Annotated in this window: 21 protein-coding genes; 10 read left to right on the top strand and 11 right to left on the bottom strand. The window is 72.9% G+C overall.

Features of this window, described 5'->3' with window-relative positions:
* Positions 1-121: 121 nt before the first annotated feature.
* Positions 122-574, top strand: coding sequence for a DoxX family protein (locus ACFVWY_RS14255; protein WP_389871214.1), 453 nt, complete (start codon positions 122-124; stop codon positions 572-574).
* Entirely contained in the window at positions 571-987 is a 417-nt protein-coding gene (locus ACFVWY_RS14250) for a Zn-ribbon domain-containing OB-fold protein (RefSeq protein ID WP_389871212.1), read from the top strand. Before ACFVWY_RS14255 ends, ACFVWY_RS14250 begins: the two co-directional genes overlap by 4 nt.
* Before the next feature lie 96 nt (positions 988-1,083).
* Here ACFVWY_RS14250 and ACFVWY_RS14245 read toward each other — a convergent pair whose 3' ends face one another.
* From ACFVWY_RS14245 to htpX, 3 genes are all read right to left on the bottom strand, one after another.
* The gene (locus ACFVWY_RS14245) at positions 1,084-1,674 is read right to left on the bottom strand and encodes a DUF1707 domain-containing protein (RefSeq protein ID WP_389871209.1); all 591 of its coding nucleotides are present in this window, start codon (positions 1,672-1,674) and stop codon (positions 1,084-1,086) included.
* A gap of 83 nt (positions 1,675-1,757) precedes the next feature.
* Positions 1,758-2,342, bottom strand: a complete 585-nt coding sequence (locus ACFVWY_RS14240; RefSeq protein WP_389871206.1) for a hypothetical protein — start codon at positions 2,340-2,342, stop codon at positions 1,758-1,760.
* Positions 2,343-2,423: 81 nt separating this feature from the next.
* The gene (gene htpX, locus ACFVWY_RS14235) at positions 2,424-3,341 is read right to left on the bottom strand and encodes a zinc metalloprotease HtpX (protein WP_389871204.1); all 918 of its coding nucleotides are present in this window, start codon (positions 3,339-3,341) and stop codon (positions 2,424-2,426) included.
* A gap of 284 nt (positions 3,342-3,625) precedes the next feature.
* Between htpX and ACFVWY_RS14230 the strand changes: the two genes are divergently transcribed.
* Positions 3,626-4,822, top strand: coding sequence for a cytochrome P450 (locus ACFVWY_RS14230; protein WP_389871203.1), 1,197 nt, complete (start codon positions 3,626-3,628; stop codon positions 4,820-4,822).
* 88 nt (positions 4,823-4,910) lie between these two features.
* The gene (locus tag ACFVWY_RS14225) at positions 4,911-5,099 is read left to right on the top strand and encodes a ferredoxin (RefSeq protein ID WP_389871201.1); all 189 of its coding nucleotides are present in this window, start codon (positions 4,911-4,913) and stop codon (positions 5,097-5,099) included.
* Positions 5,100-5,167: 68 nt separating this feature from the next.
* On the opposite strand, the gene ACFVWY_RS14220 is transcribed toward ACFVWY_RS14225, so the two are convergent.
* Positions 5,168-5,845: a pyridoxal 5'-phosphate synthase gene (locus tag ACFVWY_RS14220; protein ID WP_389871199.1), complete on the bottom strand. Its 678-nt coding sequence runs from the start codon at positions 5,843-5,845 to the stop codon at positions 5,168-5,170.
* A 36-nt stretch (positions 5,846-5,881) separates the two neighbouring features.
* Entirely contained in the window at positions 5,882-7,051 is a 1,170-nt protein-coding gene (locus ACFVWY_RS14215; RefSeq protein ID WP_389871196.1) for an acetyl-CoA acetyltransferase, read from the bottom strand.
* Between the two features lie 260 nt (positions 7,052-7,311).
* Here ACFVWY_RS14215 and ACFVWY_RS14210 point away from each other — a divergent pair, with 260 nt between their 5' ends.
* The gene (locus ACFVWY_RS14210; RefSeq protein WP_389871194.1) at positions 7,312-8,643 is read left to right on the top strand and encodes an acyl-CoA dehydrogenase family protein; all 1,332 of its coding nucleotides are present in this window, start codon (positions 7,312-7,314) and stop codon (positions 8,641-8,643) included.
* On the top strand, positions 8,643-9,131 hold the full coding sequence (locus tag ACFVWY_RS14205; protein ID WP_389871192.1) for a nitroreductase family deazaflavin-dependent oxidoreductase: 489 nt from the start codon (positions 8,643-8,645) through the stop codon (positions 9,129-9,131). The genes ACFVWY_RS14210 and ACFVWY_RS14205 overlap by 1 nt, the downstream gene beginning before the upstream one ends.
* Before the next feature lie 193 nt (positions 9,132-9,324).
* Here ACFVWY_RS14205 and ACFVWY_RS14200 read toward each other — a convergent pair whose 3' ends face one another.
* The gene (locus tag ACFVWY_RS14200; protein WP_389871190.1) at positions 9,325-9,972 is read right to left on the bottom strand and encodes a TetR family transcriptional regulator; all 648 of its coding nucleotides are present in this window, start codon (positions 9,970-9,972) and stop codon (positions 9,325-9,327) included.
* Between the two features lie 322 nt (positions 9,973-10,294).
* Here ACFVWY_RS14200 and ACFVWY_RS14195 point away from each other — a divergent pair, with 322 nt between their 5' ends.
* Positions 10,295-11,095, top strand: coding sequence for a VOC family protein (locus tag ACFVWY_RS14195; RefSeq protein ID WP_389871188.1), 801 nt, complete (start codon positions 10,295-10,297; stop codon positions 11,093-11,095).
* Between the two features lie 163 nt (positions 11,096-11,258).
* Positions 11,259-13,595: a PQQ-binding-like beta-propeller repeat protein gene (locus ACFVWY_RS14190; protein WP_389871185.1), complete on the top strand. Its 2,337-nt coding sequence runs from the start codon at positions 11,259-11,261 to the stop codon at positions 13,593-13,595.
* Between the two features lie 6 nt (positions 13,596-13,601).
* Here the strand turns inward: ACFVWY_RS14190 and ACFVWY_RS14185 are convergent, their stop codons facing one another.
* Positions 13,602-14,336, bottom strand: coding sequence for a hypothetical protein (locus tag ACFVWY_RS14185; protein ID WP_389871182.1), 735 nt, complete (start codon positions 14,334-14,336; stop codon positions 13,602-13,604).
* 156 nt (positions 14,337-14,492) lie between these two features.
* On the opposite strand from ACFVWY_RS14185, the gene ACFVWY_RS14180 reads away from it, so the two are divergent.
* On the top strand, positions 14,493-15,041 hold the full coding sequence (locus ACFVWY_RS14180) for a hypothetical protein (protein WP_389871180.1): 549 nt from the start codon (positions 14,493-14,495) through the stop codon (positions 15,039-15,041).
* A gap of 243 nt (positions 15,042-15,284) precedes the next feature.
* Here ACFVWY_RS14180 and ACFVWY_RS14175 read toward each other — a convergent pair whose 3' ends face one another.
* Genes ACFVWY_RS14175 through ACFVWY_RS14165 form a run of 3 tightly spaced genes read right to left on the bottom strand, consistent with a single transcriptional unit; the run spans position 15,285 to position 17,678 of the window.
* On the bottom strand, positions 15,285-16,058 hold the full coding sequence (locus tag ACFVWY_RS14175; protein ID WP_389871178.1) for an enoyl-CoA hydratase/isomerase family protein: 774 nt from the start codon (positions 16,056-16,058) through the stop codon (positions 15,285-15,287).
* Between the two features lie 6 nt (positions 16,059-16,064).
* Positions 16,065-16,520: a Zn-ribbon domain-containing OB-fold protein gene (locus tag ACFVWY_RS14170; RefSeq protein WP_389871176.1), complete on the bottom strand. Its 456-nt coding sequence runs from the start codon at positions 16,518-16,520 to the stop codon at positions 16,065-16,067.
* A gap of 9 nt (positions 16,521-16,529) precedes the next feature.
* Positions 16,530-17,678 (bottom strand): lipid-transfer protein, encoded by a 1,149-nt coding sequence (locus ACFVWY_RS14165; protein ID WP_389871422.1) that lies wholly within the window; start codon positions 17,676-17,678, stop codon positions 16,530-16,532.
* Positions 17,679-17,770: 92 nt separating this feature from the next.
* Between ACFVWY_RS14165 and ACFVWY_RS14160 the strand changes: the two genes are divergently transcribed.
* Positions 17,771-19,330 (top strand): FadD3 family acyl-CoA ligase, encoded by a 1,560-nt coding sequence (locus tag ACFVWY_RS14160; protein WP_389871173.1) that lies wholly within the window; start codon positions 17,771-17,773, stop codon positions 19,328-19,330.
* A gap of 113 nt (positions 19,331-19,443) precedes the next feature.
* Here ACFVWY_RS14160 and ACFVWY_RS14155 read toward each other — a convergent pair whose 3' ends face one another.
* The gene (locus ACFVWY_RS14155) at positions 19,444-19,623 is read right to left on the bottom strand and encodes a hypothetical protein (protein ID WP_389871171.1); all 180 of its coding nucleotides are present in this window, start codon (positions 19,621-19,623) and stop codon (positions 19,444-19,446) included.
* Positions 19,624-19,761: the final 138 nt, after the last annotated feature.

Genomic DNA, 19,761 nt, shown 5'->3' with positions numbered 1-19,761 from the left:
ATCGATTGCGAATTGATCACGAGGGCCGGGGAGTTGGCGGCGGGGCTGGCCCGCCTCTTGCGCGAGCCGCCCGTCATCGGGTGAACTGACGTGCCGTCAGATTTCATGAGTGGGAGGCACCGTGCAGACGATCTGGCTCGGCGGAGCCGAGTGGCTCGCCATCCTGCGGATAGGGCTCGGCCTGTGGTGGCTGGAGAGCTGGCGGCACAAGGACAAGAAGGGCTGGTTCGAGCGCGGTACGGGCATCGCCTGGGCCGCGGACGTCGCGGAGAAGCATCGCTGGGCGGCCGTACGCACCGGCTTCCGCCGCATCGTCGCCCCGCGCCCCAAGGCGATGGCCTATGTCGTCGTCTACGCCGAACTGGCCCTGGGACTCGGCCTGGTGGCCGGGTTCCTCACCCCGGTGGCGCTGGCCGGAGGGCTCCTGCTCAACCTTCTCTACCTGGTGCTGATGATCCATGACTGGGCCGAGCAGGGGCAGAACGCGATGATGGCGCTGATCTCGCTGGTCGCGCTGTTCGCGATGGCCTGGCAGACCTGGTCCCTCGACGCGTGGATCGGACTCTTCGCATGACCCCCGCCGCCGTACGCTTCGACCTGCCCGAGCCCGACGGCTTCACCCGCCCGTACTGGGACGCCGCCGCCGACGGACACCTGCTGCTGCGCCGCTGCCGCGCCTGCGGGCGGGCCCACCACTATCCGCGCGAGTTCTGCCCGCACTGCTGGAGCGAGGACGTCGACTGGGAGCGGGCGAGCGGGGACGCGACGCTCTACACCTGGTCCGTCGTGCACCGCAACGACCTGCCGCCGTTCGGCGCCCGCGTTCCGTACGTCGCCGCCGTGGTCGAGCTGGCCGAGGGGCCGCGGATGATGACGGAGGTCGTGGAGTGCGAGGAGTCCGCGCTCACCATCGGCATGGCGCTGCGGGTCACGTTCCGGCGGGAGGAGGGGGCGGAGACCGTCGCGGTCTTCCGCCCCGGGACCTGACCGGGCGGCCCCGTTGGCCCGGGACCTGAACGGTCGGCCCCGTTGGCCCGGGACCTGACCGGGCGGCCCCGTTGGCCCGGGACCTGAACGGTCGGCTCAGGATTCGAGCCCGCGCAGCTTGCGGCGCTCGACGAAGTTCGGGTGGCGCACGTACAGCCCGCCCATGCCGCAGGAGCCCGTCACGCGCAGGAGCGGGGCGCCGGGGGTCCGGGTGTGGGTGGTCCGGTCCTTCAGCACGCCGAGGCCCTGCTCCACCTGGTCGGTGTCGGCGGTCCAGCCCTCCGGGATCACGATGCGTACGCCGCCCATCTCGCCGCGCACCTCCAGTGTGATCTCGCGCAGTCGGCACTCGGCGCGGGTGAAGTCGATCCGCACACCGCCCATGCCGCCCTGTGCGCGGATCACCGGGGGCACCTTCCAGACGCCCGCGCGCTTCACGCCGTGGAGGCCGCCCTTGAGGACCAGCGGTTCGCCCGCGGCCACCTCGATGGGGACCAGGTCCTCGGTGAGGGGAGCCAGTTCGGCGTAGGTCTTGGCCGCGAGCGCCTGCCCGAGCCGGGTGTCCAGCTCGTCCAGATCGATGCGGCCCTCGCCGGCCGCCTCCCGCAACTGCTCGACCACCGCCTCACGGTCGGCGTCCGAGGCGCGCATGCGGGCGGCGGCGGAACGGGACGGGTCAGCAGTCATGGCGGCGATCATACGGGCGTACGAGGCCCGAAACCCAGTGGCGCGGGCCCGGAGGGGGACGGCAGGCGGCCCTCAGCCCCCGGTCACAGGCCCGGGGCTCCCCATACCGGGAACCAGCGGGCCAGGTCCGGTTCCATCCGGAGGTCGTCCGCGAGCACCGCCCGTACCTGGAGCTCCAGCTGGTTGTCGCGCTTCTCGGCGCCGCCCGGCACCGGGGCGAACGGGTAGAACGTGCCGCGCTTGTAGAGGTAGACCAGGGCCAGCGGACGGTCGCGCTCGTCGCGGAAGCCGATCAGCGAGCACAGCAGCTGCGGGCCGAAGCCGCCGTCCTGGAGCAGGGTGTTGACCGCGTGCAGGTCGTTGACCAGGGTCGCGGTGTCGTCGGCCGGGTGACGGGAGAGCAGCCAGGTGTAGCCGTAGCCGTCCCGGTGGAACTCCACCGGGACGCCGCCGCGCCCGGTGTCGGCGTCGAGCAGTTCGCGCACGTCCTCCTGGAGCCGGGCGAAGGTGCCGCCCTCGACACCCGCGAAGCAGACCGAGCCGAGGCCGGTCGGCGCGAAGCCCGCGCCCGCCTGGAGCGTGAGGGCGGCGGAGGGGACGGCGAAGAGCGCGTCGAGATCGGGCCGGACCGGCTTGCTCCGGCCCAGGATCGCGTCGAGGAGACCCATGGACGGTTACCTCCGGTCAGCAGCGGTGGCGGGTGCGGCCCCGGGGCGGGGCCACGCGGGCGGGGCCCGTACGGGCGGTGCTCACGGGCGGGCGAGTTCGGCGGAGATGCGGGCCAGCTGGTCGAGGCGCTGTTCCAGGGTCGGGTGGGAGGAGATCAGACGGCTCAGGCTTTGTCTGGACGAGAACGCGGGGACGAAGTAGAAGGCGTTGTACGGCTCCGCCTTGCGCAGGTCCTCCGTCGGGATGCGGGCCATCTGGCCGCTCACCTTGGTGAGGGCGGAGGCCAGTGCGGAGGGGCGGCCGGTGAGCAGGGCGGCGGCGCGGTCGGCGGAGAGCTCGCGATAGCGCGACAGCAGCCGGGTCAGCAGGAAGCTCAGGCAGTACACGCCCGCGCTGATCAACGGGATCAGCATGATCGCGATGCCCATCGGGTCGTTGCCCCGGCTGTTGCGGGAGAGTCCGCCCCACAGCGCGACCCGGGTGATGATCCCGGCGAGCACGCCGAGGAAGGAGGCGATCGTCATGACGGCGACGTCACGGTGCGCCACGTGCGACATCTCGTGCGCGAGCACGCCCTCCAGCTCGCCGGGCTCCAGCCTGCGCAGCAGACCGGTGGTGGCGCAGACGAGTGCCGTCTTCTCGCTGCGGCCGGTCGCGAAGGCGTTCGGTACGTCGCTCTGCGCGATGGCCACGCGCGGTTTCCGCATATCCGCAAGAGCGCAGATCCGGTCGATCGCACCGTGCAGCTCCGGCGCCTGCTCCGGGGTGACCTCACGGGCCCCCATGCTGAACGCCGCGATGCGGTCGCTGAACCAGAACTGGGCGACGAACATGCCGCCGACGAGGATCAGGATCACCGGCCAGGCGCCGCGCAGCACGGCGAGCAGTACCCCGACCAGCACCACGTACAGCAGGCCGATCAGGAACATGGTGCCGACCATGCGGGTGGTCAGCCCGTTGTCCGGGGCGTAACGGGAACGGGCGCGGGTTCGGCTCATCGTCGCCTCCGCATTCCATCTTGCTCCTCGCGGACCGAAAGCGGAGGGTGCGCGGGAGGGGCGGCGGGGCGGTGGCGGGGGCCGCGCGGGCGAACGCCCGGGAACGCGGAACGCCGGTACGGGCCGCAGGGAAAAAGCGGCCGGGCGTGCCCGGCCGCGCCCCTCGGCGGACAATGGAGAACACCGAGGACAAATGGCCGAACATCACCTGGACCCATTAGGTGCCTGAGGCATCTAGTGGGCGGAGATCGGTAGGACACCCCCCTCTCTTTGCGAGGTCCGCCATGGCAGACGCCGAGACCGTCTCCTTCCCGCAGAACCGCACCTGTCCCTATGACCCGCCCGCCGGTTACCGCGACACCCGGCAGGGGCGGCACCCGGTGGCCCCCGCCCGGCTCTTCGACGGCCGTACGGTGTGGCTGGTCACCGGGCACGCCGAGGCACGCGCGCTCCTCGTGGACCAGCGGCTCTCGTCCAACCGGGAGAACCCCGAGTTCCCGTTCTTCGCCGAGCGGCTGGCCTCGTCCTCGCTGCGGCGCGTCGAACTGCTCGGCGTGGACGACCCAGAGCACAACACCCAGCGCCGGATGCTGATCCCGAGGTTCACCGTCCGGCGGACGGCCGCGCTCCGGCCGCGCATCAAGGAGATCGTGGACGGCCTGCTCGACGCGATGGTCGAGAAGGGCCCGCCCGCCGACCTGGTCGAGTCCTTCGCCCTGCCCGTACCGTCCATGGTCATCTGCGCGCTGCTCGGGGTGCCCTACGAGGACCACGAGTTCTTCGAGGAGCAGTCCCGCAAGCTGCTGCGCGGCCCGGCGTCGGCGGATGTCGAGGCGGCACGGGAGGCGCTCGACGCGTACTTCCGCGAGTTGATCGCACGGAAGCGGGCCACCCCCGGCGACGGGCTGCTCGACGAGCTCATCGCCGACCAGCTGGAGACCGGGGCCGTCGACCGCGACCAGCTGGTGCGGCTGGCGGAGATCCTGCTCGTCGCCGGACACGAGACGACCGCGAACATGATCTCGCTCGGCACCTTCACCCTGCTCCGCCACCCCGGCCAGCTGGCCCGGCTGCGGGCCTCGGAGGGCCTGGTGCCCTCGGCGGTCGAGGAACTGCTCCGCTTCCTGTCGATCGCGGACGGGATCTCGCGGGTGGCCGTGCAGGACATCGAGGTGGCCGGGGTGACGATCCGGGCGGGGGACGGCGTCGTCCTGAGCACCGCGGTGAGCAACCGGGACGAGACCGTCTACCCCTCCCCGGACGAGCTGGACCTCGGCCGGAACGCCCGCAATCACGTCGCGTTCGGCTTCGGTATCCACCAGTGCCTGGGCCAGAACCTGGCACGGGCCGAGATGGAGATCGCGCTGCCCGCGCTCTTCGACCGGCTGCCGGGGCTGCGGCTCGCGGTGCCCGCCGAGGAGGTCCCCTTCAAGCCCGGAGATACCATCCAGGGCCTCTTCGAACTGCCCGTGGCCTGGTGACCCGGGTCCGCGAGGCCGAGGAAGCCCAGGGAACGCGCACGGTGATCGGAACATGGTGAGCGACATGCGACCGGAAGGTTCTGCCGGAATGCGGATCAGTATCGACAAGGGCCGGTGCATCGGCGCGGGCCAGTGCGCGCTGACCGCGCCGAAGGTCTTCACGCAGGACGACGACGGGTTCAGCGAACTGCTGCCCGACTACGAGGACGCCCTGGACGGAGCCACGGTGCGGGAGGCCGTGCGGGTCTGCCCGGTGCAGGCGATCAGCACCGGCTGATCCGCGGCCCGCCCGGACACCCCGCGCCAGGACACCCCGCGTCTCGTACGGCCATGTGCCCCACGGTCCTACGGCCAGAGGAGGTCCCGCTCCCAGTCCGCGCCCTGCCGCCGGTACCGCAGCCGTACGTGCCGACGGCGGGCATCGCCCTGGAAGAACTCGGCCTCCCGGGCCTCGACCACGTACCGCGTCCAGCTCGCGGCCTCCGTGTCCGGCTCGGCGCGGGCGCGCTCCCAGGCGGCGTCGGACGCCCGGTCCAGCTCCCTGAGCGAGCCCAGAACCTCGCTCTGCGCCCCGATGAGCGCCGCCGCGAGCGCCCCCGTGGACCGGGCGCGCAGATCGGCCCGGCTCTCGGCGGGCGGGCACGCGGTGACCGGGCCCCGCACCCGTACCTGCCTGCCCTGCGCCGGCCAGTAGAAGCCGAGGGCCGCGTACGGGCGGGCGGCGAGCTGGCGGCCCTTCGCGCTGGTGCGGTGGGTGGCGAAGTGCCAGCCGCGCCCGTCGGCGTCGTGCAGCATCACCGTCCGCACGTCGGGGTGGCCGTCGGCGTCCGTGGTGGCCAGCGCCATCGTGTGCGGCTCGGGCTGCCCGGCGGCCACCGCCTCGGCGAACCAGCGGTGGAAGAGCGGCAGCGGGTCCGGGGGCGCGGCGGCCGGGTCGAAGGAGGGGAGCTCCACGTCCCAGACGCGCTGGGCGTGCAGCAGGTCCAGGAAGTCCCGGTGTGCGTCGTGTGCGTCGGTCGTCATGTCCCCATTGCAGCGCACGGCCGGGGCGGCGCCCCGTCACCCCCGCCCCAGCACCACGGTCCCCGAGGAGCAGAACCAGCCGCCCGTACCCGAGGCCACCGCCAGCTCCGGAAGCCCGCCGTCCGCCCGGTGCACCTGGCGCTCGCCCGCCTCGCCGCGCAGCTGGCGCACCGCCTCCACCAGCAGGAACAGTCCGCGCATCCCGGGGTGGCAGGCGGACAGCCCGCCGCCGTCGGTGTTGACCGGCAGTTCGCCCCGCAGCCCGGTCCGGCCCTTCTCCACGAACGGGCCGCCCTCGCCCTTCGCGCAGAACCCCAGGTCCTCCAGCGTCACCAGGGTCATGTACGTGAACGCGTCGTAGATCTCGGCGAGATCGATGTCCGAGGGCCGCACCCCGGCCCGCTCGAAGGCCAGCCGCCCCGAGACCGCCGCGGGGGAGACCGTGAAGTCCTCCCACTCGGACATGGCGGCGTGCGAGACGTGCTCGCCCGTGCCGAGAATCCACACCGGGGCCGTGGCCGTGTCCGGTACGTACTCCTCGGCTGCCAGCAGCACCGCGCACCCGCCGTCGCTGCGGATGCAGCAGTGCAGCTTGGTGAACGGGTCCGCGATCATCGGCCCCGACAGCACCTCGTCCACCGTGATCGGGTCGCGGAACATCGCGTCCGGATTGGCCGCCGCGTTCGCCCGCGCCCGCACCGCGACCTCGGCGAGCTGCTCCAGCGTCGTGCCGTACGCGTGCATGTGGCGGCGGGCGGCCATCGCGTACTTGGCGATCAGCGAGTGCCCGTAGGGCACTTCGAACTGGAGCGGGCCGCGCGCCCCGAAGGAGAGGTTGGACGTCCGCCGCCCCGCCTTGATGTCCGCCCGCGCCGTCGAGCCGTAGACCAGCAGGACGGCGTTGGCGCGCCCCGCCGCGATGGCGTCCGCCGCGTGCGCCGCCATCACCTCCCAGGTCGAGCCGCCGACCGCGGTGGAGTCCACCCACGTCGGCTTCAGGCCCAGGTACTCGGCGACCTCGACCGGGGCGAGCGTGCCCAGCCCGGCGGAGGCGAAGCCGTCGACGACGGACCGGTCCAGCCCCGAATCGGCCAGCGCCCGGCGGGCGGCCTGGGCGTGCAGGGCGTAGGGCGTGGCCGTGTCGACGCGCCCGCAGTCGGCGAGGGATATGCCGACGACAGCGACCTTGCGGTGGGAAGAAGGCATGAATCTGACGGTACATCAGATAAGAGGAATACGGAGGAGGTCCGCCATCCCGAGGCCGCTCCGGGGTCGCTCTGGGGCTGCTCCGAGGTCGCTCCGAGGTCGCTCCGAGGTCGCCCCGGGGTCACCTTGAGGCCGCCCCGAGGCCACGCCGCCCCGCTCGTACGCCCGGCGCGCGGCTCTGGGCATCTCGGGGATCGGCACCTAATATGACGCACCGTCAGATGATGGGCCGTAGGCCCCTCGGCGGAAGGAGCCCGACGATGGACGCCGCCTTCACCGCGGAACAGGACGGGATACGCCGCGCACTGCGCGCACTGCCCGCCGCGCGCCCCGCACCCGACGACGACGTCGGCGCCGCGCCGCCCGCGGACGGCGACGGCCGTGACGCCGCGCCGCCCGCGGACAGCCGTGACGCCGCCGCGCCGCCCGTGGACGGCTACGACACCGAGCTGTGGCGACGGCTCGCCCGCGACCCCGGGCTGCCGGGACTCGCCCTGCCGGCGGAGTACGGAGGTGCGGGCCGCGGGCCCACCGGGCTCGCCGTCGCCTGCGAGGAGACCGGCCGGGTCCTGCTGCCCTCGCCGCTGATCGCCACCGCCGTGCTCGCCGCACCCCTGATCGCCGCGCTCGGCACCGGCGCCCAGCGCGCCGCGCTGCTGCCGCGCATCGCGTCCGGCGAGCTGACCGCGGCCCTGGCCGTCCCCGGCGGATCGCTCGCCACCGCCCTCGGGCTCACCGGCGACCCGGCGGGCGCCACCTGGTCGGGCGGCGGCCGGGCGGGCGGCATCCAGGCCAGAGCCGTCACGGAGGACGGCGCGCAGGGCTGGCGGCTGTACGGGGAGGCCGACCGGGTCCTCGACGGCGGGACCGCCGACGTGCTCCTGGTCGCGGCCCACACCGGCGGCTTCCCGCGCAGCCGTACGCTCCTCTTCCTGGTCCGGCCGGACGCGGCGGCCGGTCTCGTCCGCGTTCCCCGCACCCCGCTCGACCGGACCCGCCCGCAGGCCCGGCTCGAACTCCGCGACACCGGGGCCGAACTCCTCGGCGCGGACGCCGCCACCGATGTGACCGGTGCCCTCGCCGCTGCCGGGCAGCCGGCCGCCGCGCTGCTCGCCGCGGAGGCGGTGGGAGCGGCGGCGGGCGCGCTGGAACGGACGCTCGGCCACCTCAGGGGCGCGGGCGCCCGGCCCGGAACACCGGGCGGGCAGGCCGCCGACGTCCTCCGGGACGCCGAGCACCGCCTGGCCGACCTGTACGTACGGGTGCAGGAGGCCCGCTCCGCGGCGTACTGCGCGGCCTGGAACCCGGCCGCCGCCGGGGGGCTCGCCCTCGCCCAGGCCCTGGAAGTGCTGCGGACCACCGCCGCCGAGGCGGTGCAGCTGCCCGGCGGGGGCGGCCCCGGCCGGGAGGACGAGGCGCGGCTGTACTTCGGGCGGGCAGCCGCCGCCGAGCTGCTCTTCGGTCCCGTCCACCGCCTCCGCGACCACGCGGCACGACGGGCCGGACTGCTCGCCCAGGGCACGCCGCAGGCCGCCAGGGGGCCGGGAGCGGGGCCGGGCCCGGGTGCGGCGGAGCGGGTGGGGGCGGTCTGATGGCGCCCGGCGTCCGGCTCGTCCAGAAGGTCTCCTCCACCCGTACGTTCGCGAAGATCGCCCCGCACGTGGTGCCCGCCATGGACCGCGCGGTGCACCGGATCACCCGGGGCCGGGTGCTGCTCAGCTCCCGGATGCTGCCGGGGCTGGTGCTGACGGTGCCGGGGGCGCGGAGCGGGCTGCCGAGGACCACCCCGCTGGCCTGTATGCCGGAGAGCGGCGCGGAACAGAGCTGGATCCTGGTGGGCAGCAACTTCGGCCGCACCGGGCACCCGTCCTGGACCGCGAATCTGCTGGCCGGTCCCGACCAGGCGGTGATCAACTGGCGGGGCCGGGACATTCCGGTGCGCGCCACGCTGCTGAAGGGGGCCGAGCGGGAGGAAGTGTGGCGGGCGGCGCTGAAGTTCTGGCCGCCGTACGCGGCGTACCAGGCGAGGATCGACCGGGAGATCCGGCTCTTCAGACTGCGCCCGCGCGACGGTTCCTGAACGGAGTTGCGGGCGGGGCTGGGAACGGCCCTGCGAGCGGGGCGGTGCGGGGGGGCACGCGGCGGGCCCCGTACGGCCCCGGGTGCACCGACGGCGGACCACGGACGTGGCCCGCCGTCGGTGTGACAGGACCTGGAGTGCGCCCGGGTCGGCCGCACGCTCCCCGGCGGGGAGGGGGCCGTCGGCGCCGGGGCTACTTCGGGGGCTTCTTGCCCGTGATGCCCAGATGCACCAACAGGGCGAGGTTCGGCTTGAGTTCGGCCTGCTTCACGCCCCAGGTGGTGAAACCCTTCTGGTGCGAGGCGACGGCGGCCAGCATGGCGACCAGCGAACCGGCCATCGCGGCGGCGCTGACCTCCTTGTCGACCCTGCCCTTGGCCTGGAGCTCCTTGACCGAATCGGTGAGGGAGTTGGTGACCGAGTTCAGGATCTTCATACGGATCTTGTAGAACCGCTTGTCGCCCTCGGCCGCGCCGAGATCGACCACGCGCAGGATCGCGTCATGGCGGCGCCAGAAGTCGAGGAAGCCGTCGACGAGGTCCTCGGCCGTCTGCCGTCCGGCCTTGCCGACCCAGGAGCGTCCGGCGACCAGTTCGGTCAACGCGGCGCCCTCCTTGGCCATTTCCTCGGCGATCTCGAGGACGGCGCCCTCGACGTCGGGGAAGTACTGGTAGAACGTCGCGGGTGAAGTCCCCGCCTTCCGGGCCACGTCGATGACTTTGACGTCCCGGTACGGCGAGGAGCTGAGCATCTCGCTGAGGCAGTCGAGCAGCTTCTGCCGCGTCGCCTGCCCGCGCCGACCGGCCACGCGGCCGTCGACGGTGCGCACTTGTCCTGTCATGCCGTCAGCTTACCGAGGGGTGATCGGAGCGCGATTCGGCCGACTGCAAATGGGGTTCGCCGCAGGTGTGGTGGGGGGAGTGGCCGGATTTCGACGTATGCGCACCACGGAACGATAAGTCTTATCAACAGCCTGTGGATAACTTCGGTGGATAACTTTCCGTGACGGCGCGGACGATGATCCCTTCCGCCGGAGTTGTATCGAAGATTTGTTCTATACGGGCAGGCCGGTGCGCGCGGCGCGCGTGCTGCGGCTACGTTGACTGTGACGAGCGTCACGGTCGTGTGTGACGTGTGGTGCATCACGGAAGGACACCGGGCCCATGGCCGCATTCGCACCATCCGTGCCGTGCTGGGTGGATGTGCAGCTTCCCGACCTGGAGGCGGGCAAGCGCTTCTACGGGGAGCTGTTCGGCTGGACCTTCCGGGCGGGCGAGGGCCCGTACGCGGACGCCTACGGCGGCGGACGGCTCGTCGCCGCGCTCGCCGCCAAGCAGGACGGCCGGATGCCGACCGGCTGGGAGATCTACTTCGCCACCGACGACATCGTGGCCGACACCGCCCGGATCAGGGCGGCGGGCGGCCAGATGATCACCGAGCCCGTCCGGGCGGGCCGGGCCGGGCTGCTCGCCCAGGCGGCCGACCCCGGCGGCGCGGTCTTCGGGCTCTGGCAGGCCGGTGAGCGCGCGGGCTTCGAGAAGCGGAACGAGCCCGGCTCCTTCTGCTGGACCGAGGTCTACACCCGCCGCAAGGACGAGGTGGACGCCTTCTACGAGGAGGTCTTCGGCTACCAGGGAACGGATACGGACGATCCGGGAACGGCCGAATCCGGTCTCGACTTCCGCATGTGGTCCCCGGCAGGCACCGAACCCGGACCGGACACCGCGATCGGTGGCCGCAGCGTCATCACCGACGCCTTCCCCGCGGAGATGCCCAGCTACTTCCTCACCTACTTCGCCGTCGAGGACTGCAACCGCGCGGCCGGGAACACCGTCCGGCTCGGCGGCCGGATCTCCGCGCCGCCCTTCGACATCCCGCACGGACGGATGGCGGTCCTCCAGGACGACCAGGGCGCCGTTTTCGCCGTACTTCAGCCCCCTGTGTCCGGGAAGGGTGCAGAGTGAGCTGTGACACCCCGATCCGCCCCCGGGTTCGCAACCACGGCCTCATCCAGGAAGAATCGGGGTGCGCACCGCCGGGTGGTGCCCAGTGGTGAGACGCCGTACAGGGCGGGTTTTCGCGGGCTTCTCTTACTGAGGCCCGTACGGGGAGGTGGCAGGGCAAGTGATGGAGCAGCTGACGCAGCACGACCCGAGGCGGATCGGCCCGTTCGAGGTGCTGGGCCGACTCGGTGCCGGCGGCATGGGGCTGGTCTATCTCGCCCGCTCGGCTTCGGGCCGGCGGGTCGCGATCAAGACGGTCCGTACGGAGCTCGCCGAGGACCAGCTGTTCCGGGTCCGTTTCACGCGTGAGGTGGAGGCCGCCCGCGCCGTCAGCGGTTTCTACACGGCCGCGGTGGTGGATGCCGATCCGCGCGCCGCCGTGCCGTGGCTGGCCACCGCCTACGTACCGGCGCCCTCCCTCGAAGAGATAGTGACCGAGTGCGGGCCCATGCCCGTCCAGGCGGTCCGCTGGCTGGCCGCCGGGATCGCCGAGGCCCTCCAGTCGATCCACGGCGCCGGGCTCGTTCACCGCGACATGAAGCCGTCGAACGTGCTCGTCGTCGAGGACGGGCCCCGGGTGATCGATTTCGGGATCGCCTCCGGCGTCTCCAACACCCGGCTGACCATGACCAACGTCGCCGTGGGCACCCCCGCGTACATGTCGCCCGAGCAGGCCAGGGACTCGCGCAGCGTCACCGGCGCCAGTGACATCTTCTCGCTCGGCTCCACCCTCGTCTTCGCCGCCACCGGCCACGCCCCGTACCACGGCGGCAACCCCGTCGAGACGGTCTTCATGCTGCTGCGCGAGGGCCCCGACCTGGAAGGACTGCCCGAGGAGCTGCGACCGCTCATCGAGTCCTGCATGCAGATGGAGGCCGGGCTGCGGCCCACCCCCGCCGACCTCCAGGCCCAGCTCGCCCCGCATCTCTTCGCCTCCGGCGGCGACGACAGCGGTACGGCCTCCGCCTGGCTGCCCGGCTCCGCCACGGCGATGATCGAGCAGCGCCGCGGCGGCCGGAAGCCCGCTCCTCCCGCGCCGCCCGCCCTGATTCCGCCGCCGCCCCAGGAGCCGCCGCGCCCCGATCCGCGCCCCTCTGTCGCCGTCGCGGCACACGGTCCCGACGCGGGCGGCCCCGTCCGGCTGCCCGGCGCCAAGGTGCCGATCGGCCCCGGCCCGCGCGCCCAGGACGTCCGGGCCGCCTCCCCCGCGCAGGCGGGCCACGCGACCGGCTGGGTGCGCCCGCCCGCCGGAGTGACGGCCGCCGCCCCGCCCGCCGTCCCCGTACCGGCCCCGGGGTATCCGGTCGAGCCCCCGCCGGGCCCGGACCGCTGGCGGCCCTGGCGGTTCCGGATGTCCAACGACGTCTGGGGCACCCCGGTCGTCGCCGGTGACCTCCTCTACGTCACGTCCTTCGAGGTGCACGCCCTGGACGTCGGCAACGGGCGGCGCCAGTTCAAGACCCGGGACGTGGCCTGGGTGATGACCGTCGAGGGCGGCCGTATCCACGCCTCCGACGGGCCCTCGCTCTACGCACTGGACGCGGCGACCGGCGCCGAGTGCTGGCGGCTCCAGACGGACGCCTGGGTGTACTCCCTCAAGGCCGACCGGGGCACCGTCGTCACCGCCACCCGGGGCGGCGGCGTCCAGGCCTGGGAGGCGGGCACCGGCGAGAAGCTGTGGGAGGCCACCGGCGTACAGACCGACTTCGAGACCGCCGAGGCCGGGCCGGTGATCCACGACGGCACGGTCTTCCTCTGGCAGGACGCCCGGCTGCGCGCCGTCGACGCCCGTACCGGCATCGAGCGCTGGTCGTACCCCATCGGCGACGCCGCCTCCTGCGGTGGTGTGCCGGTCCGGCTGACCCCGGCGCCGGACGGCTTCGTCTACGTCGCCGCGGGGGCCCGGGTCCTCGCCGTGGACACGGTGTCCGGGCACGTGCGCTGGCACTTCGAGTCGCCCGCGGTCTTCCTCTCGCCGCCCGCGTTCGCCCCCGGCCCGGCCGTCACCGGCGGCGGCGTCTACCTCGCCGACTACCTGGGCACGGTGTACGCGATCGACGCCTCGACCGGCAAGGACCGCTGGCGCATCGCCACGGAGGCCCGCCAGTCGACCGAGCCGGTCCTGGTGACCGCCGGGAACGTCCACGTCGGCAGCGGCAGCGCGCTGTACACCCTCGACGCGGTCACCGGCACCCCGAAGTGGCGGTTCGCGGCGGGCGGCGAGGTGGTCGGCTCCCCGGTGGTCGCCGACGGCCGGGTCCACTTCGGCTCCGCCGACCACGTCCTGTACACCCTGGACGCGGTGGGCGGACAGCTCCGCTGGAAGCTGGCGACGGGCGGCGAGATCACGGGCTCGCCGGTGGCACAGGGCGGCGTCGTGTACGCGTGCAGCAAGGACCGCTGCGTGTACGCGCTGGACGCGGTGAAGGGCACGGGCACGGGGAACAGGGCCAGGGCGTAGGGCTCGCTACGTTCCGGGGCGCGGTGTGCGCTCCGGAGCGTCGTCCGGGCCGCCCGGAGCGTCGTCCGGGCCTCCCCGTACTCCCCGTACTCCCTGTCCGCCTTGGCCGTCCGGGCCGCCCCGGCCGTCCGAGTCACCCGGACCGCCGTCCGGGCCGTCCGGAACATCGTCCGGGCCGCCCGGCTCCGGCCCGGTGTACAGCTCCGGTTCGGGTTCCGGCAGGGTGCTCGTCTGCACCGACGGCCCCGGCTCCTGCGTCGGCGGCCAGGTGTCCGGATGCGCCGTGTCCGGCGCCGTGAACGGCGCCCCGGCCCCCGCACGCGCCGACCGCCGCCGCCCCGGCATCACCAGCGCCCCCACCACCATCAGCGCCCCGCCCGCCAGTGCCCCGGCCACGCCCCACCCCAGCCCCGAACCGTCCCCCGCGATCGCCAGGCTGCCCGCCGCCTGCCCCTGACGCACCATCCACAGCACCGTGAACCCCAGCACCAGAGTCCCCGCCACAGCCACCGCCCACCGCGAGCGCAGCAGCACACCGAGCACCGCCAGCAGAGCAGCGCAGAGGAACACGAGCAGCATCGAGCCCAGGGGCTCCGGCCGCCCGGCGGTGACCTGGGTGAACAGCTCGCCGACCCGGTACTCACGTCCGGGGCGACCGTCGTACCAGTCACGGAAGGGGCTCAGCACGGCGGCCGCCGCTCCGGTGAGAGCGATGACTGGGCCGAGGACTTCGCGGATCATCTCGGCCTCCCGCGCGCACGGACCGGTGTCACGGTGCTGCACCACTCTCGGATCGACGCTACGCCCGGCCGCCGCCCCGCGCCACCGTGCGCTAGCGTGACGCACGGTCGTTCGACAAGTGCACATAAAGACAACAGCGCAAGGGGGGCTGCGTCGATGATGCGGCATGTCAAGCTGTCTGCGGTACTGATCGTGGTGGTACTCGCACTCACCGGTTTCTCCACGGCCGGCCACGGCCGCAGCGGCGGGAAGAGCAAGGGCAAGAGCCACAGTTCGAGCAGCAGCAGTGGTGGCGGCTGCTCCAACTCCAAGAAGAGCAACGACGGCTACCGCAGCAGCTACGACGATGACGACTACGACTCGTCGAGCAGCTCATCGGGCGGCACCGACTACGCGACGGCGACCCCGAGCCCCCTTTCCTCCGAAGCGCCCCGGATCTCCGTCATCCGCTGCGCCCAGCCGCGCAAGGGCAAGCGAAAGGCGAGTCCCTTCTCCGTCGTCAGCCTCACGGCCAACGGCTCCGGTCCGCACAGCTACGAGATCGGCGTGACCTTCCTCGACGCCCGGGGCAACACCGTCGACACCGGCACCGCGTACCAGGACGCCGAGGGCGGCAACGTCGTGGAGCTCACGGTGCGGATGGACCACCCGGGCAGGATCTCCCGGGTCAAGAAGTGCCGGGCCGAGGCCGAAATGAGCTACTGACCCGCTGCCCCACCGCTCCGGTTCGTTCCGGGCCCGCCTGGTCAGCGGGTCCGGAACGAACCTCCGCTCCGCCTGGTCAGCGGGTCCGGAACACGCCGGAGCTTCTACTGCCAGCGGGTCCGGAACGTGCCGGAGCCCGGACGTGCAGTGGTCCCGAATGTGCCGGAGCCCGGACGTGCAGTGGTCCGGAACGTGCCGGAGCCCGGACGTGCAGTGGTCCGGAATGTGCCGGAGCCCGGACGCTCAGCGGGTCCGGAACGCGCCTGGAGCCCGCTTCCGGAACAGCTCGCCCTGCCGCTCCGGCGGCAGGTTCCCGAGCGCGATCAGGTGCGGGGCGTGGGCCATGGCCTGGGCCCTGGCCGCCTCCCGGGCGGACCACACCGCCCGCACCGTTCCCTGCACCGCCTCCGTCGGGTACCCGGCGATCACCCCGGCCGCCCGCAGCGCCGCGTCCACCGCGCCGCCCGGCTCCGTCACCTCGCTGACCAGCCCGGTCTCGTACGCCCGCCGGGCCGAGACCCGCTCGGCCGTCCCCATCAGCGCCATCCGGGCCACCTCCCCGAACGGCATCCGCTGCGCCATCGCGACCGACTCGTACGCGCTGACCATGCCGTACGTGGTGTGCGGGTCGAAGAACGTCGCCTCCTTCGACGCGATCACGAACTCCGCCTCGCCCAGCAGATAGAACGCCCCGCCGCAGGCCATCCCCTCCACCGCCGCGACCACCGGCTTCCACAGGTCGTTCGCCTTCGGCCCGATCGCCAGCAGCGGATCGTCGATCGTGTACGGGGAGGAGGGCTGCGGAACCTCGGCGCCCCGGTCGATCCCGGTACAGAAGGCCCGCCCTCCCGCGCCGGTCAGGACCACCGCCCGCACCTCGTCGTCGTAGCGGAACGCCCGCCACGTCCTGGCCAGTTCGGCCGCCGTGGCCAGGTCGATCGCGTTCAGCTTCTCCGGCCGGTCCAGGGTGACGAGCGCGACCCCGGTCTCCCGGTCCGTCTCGGTGCGCAGCGCCATCGCCGCTCACCGCTCCAGCAGCCAGCGCACCAGGGTCAGCCCCGAGGCGTCCGGACAGAACACCGCCCGCACCCCCGCGCCGATCCGCAGCCGCGCCGGATCGACCGAGTCCAGCGGGGCGTCCGGCCCGCTCACCACGTTCCCGACCAGCCGGATCGCCGGAGCGTCCGCCAGCTCCACCACCACCGCGTTGTACGGGGCCTGCGCCGCGTAGGCGGGCAGCAGCGGCGGATGCGGCAGCACGTACGACCAGATCCGGCCCCGCCCGCTCATCCGCCGCCACTCACTGTCGAAGGACTGGCAGTGCGGGCAGCAGGGCCGCGGCGGGAAGCGCGGCTTGCCGCACCCCTCGGCGGCGCACGCCTGCACCCGCAGCTCACCGCGGGCCGTGTACTCCCAGAACGGCGCCCCGTCCTCGTCCACCACGGGCAGCAGCAGCCCGTCCGCGTCCGTTGCCGTCATGATCCCTCCTCAACTCCTCAGCAGTACGGCGGAAGTGGGCACACCCTCACCGGCGGTGACCAGGCAGGTGCTGGCGTCCGGGACCTGGGCGGTGGAGACGCCGCGCAGCTGCTTCACGCCCTCGGTGATCAGGTTGAAGCCGTGCACGTACGCCTCGCTCAGTCCGCCGCCCCCGGTGTTGATGGGGAGGCGTCCGCCGCTCTCCAGCGCCCCGCCCTCGGTGAACGCGGCGCCCTCGCCGCGCCCGCAGAAGCCGTACCCCTCCAGGGAGAGCGGGATGAGCGGGGTGAACGCGTCGTAGATCTGCGCCACGTCCACGTCCCCGGGCCCGAAGTCGGCCTGCTTCCACAGCTGCCGGGCGGCCGTCCAGGCGGGGCCGGAGAGCGGATCGTCGTTCCAGTAGTTGACCATCCCGTGGTGCTGGGCGGGCAGCCCCTGCGCGACGGAGTGGATGTACACGGGCTTCTGACGGCAGTCGCGGGCCCGTTCCGCCGAGACGATCACGCAGGCCAGCGCGCCGTCCGTCTCCAGACAGTTGTCGAAGAGGCAGAGCGGCTCGCTGATCCAGCGCGAGGTCATATACATGTCGCGGGTCAGCGGCCGCTCGTACATCATGGCGGCGGGGTTCTGATTGGCGCGGTTGCGGCAGGCGAGGGCGACGTTGAAGAGGTGGTCGCGGGTCGCCCCGTACTCGTGCATGTACCTGCGGGCCAGCATCCCGATCTCGTCGGCCGGCCGCAGCAGGCCGAACGGACGGGTCCACTGTCCCGGGGTCGGCAGCTGCACCGCGGTGTTCTTCCAGGGCCGGGGCCCCGAGCCGCGCTTGCGTGACCGCCAGGCGACTCCCACGCTGGCCTGCCCGGTGGCCACCGCGGCGGCCAGGTGGGCGATCGTCGCGCAGGAGCCGCCGCCCCCGTATCCCACCTTGCTGAAGAAGGTGACATCGCCCGCGCCGATGGCCTTGGCGATCTCGACCTCGTCGGTCTCCTCCATCGTGTACGAGGCGAACCCGTCCACCTCCGACGCGGGGATGCCCGCGTCGTCGAGCGCCGCGACGATGGCCCGGCAGGCCAAGGTCTTCTCGGATTCCGGCAGTTGTTTCGCGAAGGCCGTCTGCCCTATTCCGGCTATCGCCGTCGCGTCCTTGAGTGCCGCCACCGCCACCTCCCAGGCCGTCATGACTGCTGACAGCGGCAGAGGCTACAGCTAATCTGACGGATAGTCAGCTACTGCGTCAGGGAGGGCGAGGCATGCGCGGCGACGAGGAGTGGGGCACCATCCCCGAGCTGGTCCGAACGGCGGCCCGGCGCTACGGGGACCGGGAGGCGGTCGTCGAGGGCCGCACCCGGATCTCCTACGCCGAGCTGGGGGACCGGGTGGAGCGGGCCGCCGCCGCGTGCCTGGCCTCGGGCGTCGAGCCGGGGGACCGGGTCGCGGTCTGGGCCCCCAACACGCTGGACTGGATCGTCTCCGCGCTCGGGGCGGTCACGGCGGGCGCGGTCCTCGTCCCCCTCAACACCCGCTTCAAGGGCACGGAGGCGGCGTACGTCCTGGGCCGCAGCCGGGCGAAGATCCTCTTCGTCACGGGCACCTTCCTCGGCACCTCGTACGTGGCGTCACTGCGCCGGGCGGAGGCGGAACTCCCGCACCTGGAGAAGGTGGTGGTGCTGGCCGACACCGCCCCCGACGACTACGTCACCTGGAAGGACTTCCTGGCCTCGGGGGAGGGGGTGCCGGCGGAGGCGGTACGCGCGCGGGCCGGGGCCGTCGCACCCTCGGACCCCTCCGACATCATCTACACCTCGGGCACCACGGGCCGCCCCAAGGGCGCGGTCATCACCCATGCCCAGACCCTGCGCTGCTACGCGATCTGGAGCGAACTGGCGGACCTGCGCGAGGGCGACCGCTATCTGATCGTGAACCCCTTCTTCCACACCTTCGGCTACAAGGCGGGCGTCCTCGCCTGCCTGATGCGGGGGGCCACGATGGTCCCGCAGCCGGTGTTCAACGTGGACACGGCCCTGGCCAACATCGCCGCCGAACGGATCTCGGTGCTGCCCGGCCCGCCCACCCTCCACCAGTCCCTGCTGGACCACCCGGCCCGTGACGCACACGACCTCTCCGCCCTGCGGCTGGTGGTGACGGGTGCGGCGGTGGTCCCGCTCAAGCTGGTGGAGCGGCTCCGTACCGAACTGCGGATCCCCACGGTCCTCACCGCGTACGGCCTCTCCGAGGCGAGCGGCATCGTCACCATGTGCCGGCGCGGCGACCCGGCGGAGACCGTCGCCTCGACCTCGGGCCGGGCGATCCCCGGCACGGAGATCCGGGTCCTGGCCGAGCCCGGCGTGCCCGGCGAGATCCTGGTCCGGGGCTTCCACGTGATGGACGGCTACTTCGAGGACCCGCGGACCACGGCCGCCACGATCACCCCGGACGGCTGGCTCCGCACCGGTGACGTCGGCGTACTCGACGAGCACGGCAACCTGAGGATCACCGACCGGATCAAGGACATGTTCATCGTCGGCGGCTTCAACGCGTACCCGGCCGAGATCGAACAGCTCCTCGGCCTGCACCCGGACGTGGCCGACGTCGCGGTGATCGGCATCCCGGACCCCCGCCTCGGCGAGGTCGGCAAGGCGTACGCGGTCCGCCGTCCGGGCGCCACGCTCACGGCCGACGACCTGATCGCCTGGTCCCGCCGCGAAATGGCGAACTACAAGGTCCCGCGGGCGGTGGAGTTCGTCCCCGGCCTCCCCCGCAACGCGAGCGGCAAGGTCCTGAAGGGGGAGCTGCGGTCCCGGGAGGCCTGAGCCGTACGGCCCGCGTCCCGCTCCGCGCCGCCCTCCTCCCGCACGCGCACATGCGGCAGCCGCGACGGCTCCCCCTCCGCGCCGCCGCGGCTGCCTCCCCGTCACATGAAGAACTAGCGGGGGTCGGCCCCGGTCATGTGGCTGTCCATCGGCTTGATCTCCGGCTCGCCGGTCATGTGGCTGTCCAGCGGCTTGACCTTGGGCTCGCCGGTCATGTGGCTGTCCGTGGGCTTGATGTCCCCCGCGGCGTCCGGCGCCTGGGTCGGCGCCTGGATCTTCTTTTCGTCGCTCATGTCGTGAACTCCATTACTAGTGCATGGACGGTCGGCTAAGCCCGTCCGGCTGTTCCCCCGTGGACTGCCGGACGGGCTGTTCAGAGCCGTTCACCTTAGTGCGCGGTCCCCCTGCCGATCCGTCTGCCCCCCGACACG

The sequence above is a fragment of the Streptomyces sp. NPDC058195 genome (assembly GCF_042883525.1).
Classification (GTDB): Bacteria; Actinomycetota; Actinomycetes; order Streptomycetales; family Streptomycetaceae; genus Streptomyces.
Note: the sequence above shows the minus strand (reverse complement) of the source record. Positions and strands in the feature narration are given on the sequence as shown.

Coding starts and splice junctions, on each gene's coding strand:
- ACFVWY_RS14215 (WP_389871196.1), bottom strand. CDS start 7,051: ATGCCTTCTTCCCACCGCAAGGTCGCTGTCGTCGGCATATCCCTCGCC.
- ACFVWY_RS14195 (WP_389871188.1), top strand. CDS start 10,295: ATGGCCGCATTCGCACCATCCGTGCCGTGCTGGGTGGATGTGCAGCTT.
- ACFVWY_RS14250 (WP_389871212.1), top strand. CDS start 571: ATGACCCCCGCCGCCGTACGCTTCGACCTGCCCGAGCCCGACGGCTTC.
- ACFVWY_RS14245 (WP_389871209.1), bottom strand. CDS start 1,674: ATGACTGCTGACCCGTCCCGTTCCGCCGCCGCCCGCATGCGCGCCTCG.
- ACFVWY_RS14205 (WP_389871192.1), top strand. CDS start 8,643: ATGGCGCCCGGCGTCCGGCTCGTCCAGAAGGTCTCCTCCACCCGTACG.
- ACFVWY_RS14155 (WP_389871171.1), bottom strand. CDS start 19,623: ATGAGCGACGAAAAGAAGATCCAGGCGCCGACCCAGGCGCCGGACGCC.
- ACFVWY_RS14180 (WP_389871180.1), top strand. CDS start 14,493: ATGATGCGGCATGTCAAGCTGTCTGCGGTACTGATCGTGGTGGTACTC.
- ACFVWY_RS14190 (WP_389871185.1), top strand. CDS start 11,259: ATGGAGCAGCTGACGCAGCACGACCCGAGGCGGATCGGCCCGTTCGAG.
- ACFVWY_RS14200 (WP_389871190.1), bottom strand. CDS start 9,972: ATGACAGGACAAGTGCGCACCGTCGACGGCCGCGTGGCCGGTCGGCGC.
- ACFVWY_RS14175 (WP_389871178.1), bottom strand. CDS start 16,058: ATGGCGCTGCGCACCGAGACGGACCGGGAGACCGGGGTCGCGCTCGTC.
- ACFVWY_RS14210 (WP_389871194.1), top strand. CDS start 7,312: ATGGACGCCGCCTTCACCGCGGAACAGGACGGGATACGCCGCGCACTG.
- htpX (WP_389871204.1), bottom strand. CDS start 3,341: ATGAGCCGAACCCGCGCCCGTTCCCGTTACGCCCCGGACAACGGGCTG.
- ACFVWY_RS14170 (WP_389871176.1), bottom strand. CDS start 16,520: ATGACGGCAACGGACGCGGACGGGCTGCTGCTGCCCGTGGTGGACGAG.
- ACFVWY_RS14240 (WP_389871206.1), bottom strand. CDS start 2,342: ATGGGTCTCCTCGACGCGATCCTGGGCCGGAGCAAGCCGGTCCGGCCC.
- ACFVWY_RS14160 (WP_389871173.1), top strand. CDS start 17,771: ATGCGCGGCGACGAGGAGTGGGGCACCATCCCCGAGCTGGTCCGAACG.
- ACFVWY_RS14230 (WP_389871203.1), top strand. CDS start 3,626: ATGGCAGACGCCGAGACCGTCTCCTTCCCGCAGAACCGCACCTGTCCC.
- ACFVWY_RS14220 (WP_389871199.1), bottom strand. CDS start 5,845: ATGACGACCGACGCACACGACGCACACCGGGACTTCCTGGACCTGCTG.
- ACFVWY_RS14225 (WP_389871201.1), top strand. CDS start 4,911: ATGCGGATCAGTATCGACAAGGGCCGGTGCATCGGCGCGGGCCAGTGC.
- ACFVWY_RS14185 (WP_389871182.1), bottom strand. CDS start 14,336: ATGATCCGCGAAGTCCTCGGCCCAGTCATCGCTCTCACCGGAGCGGCG.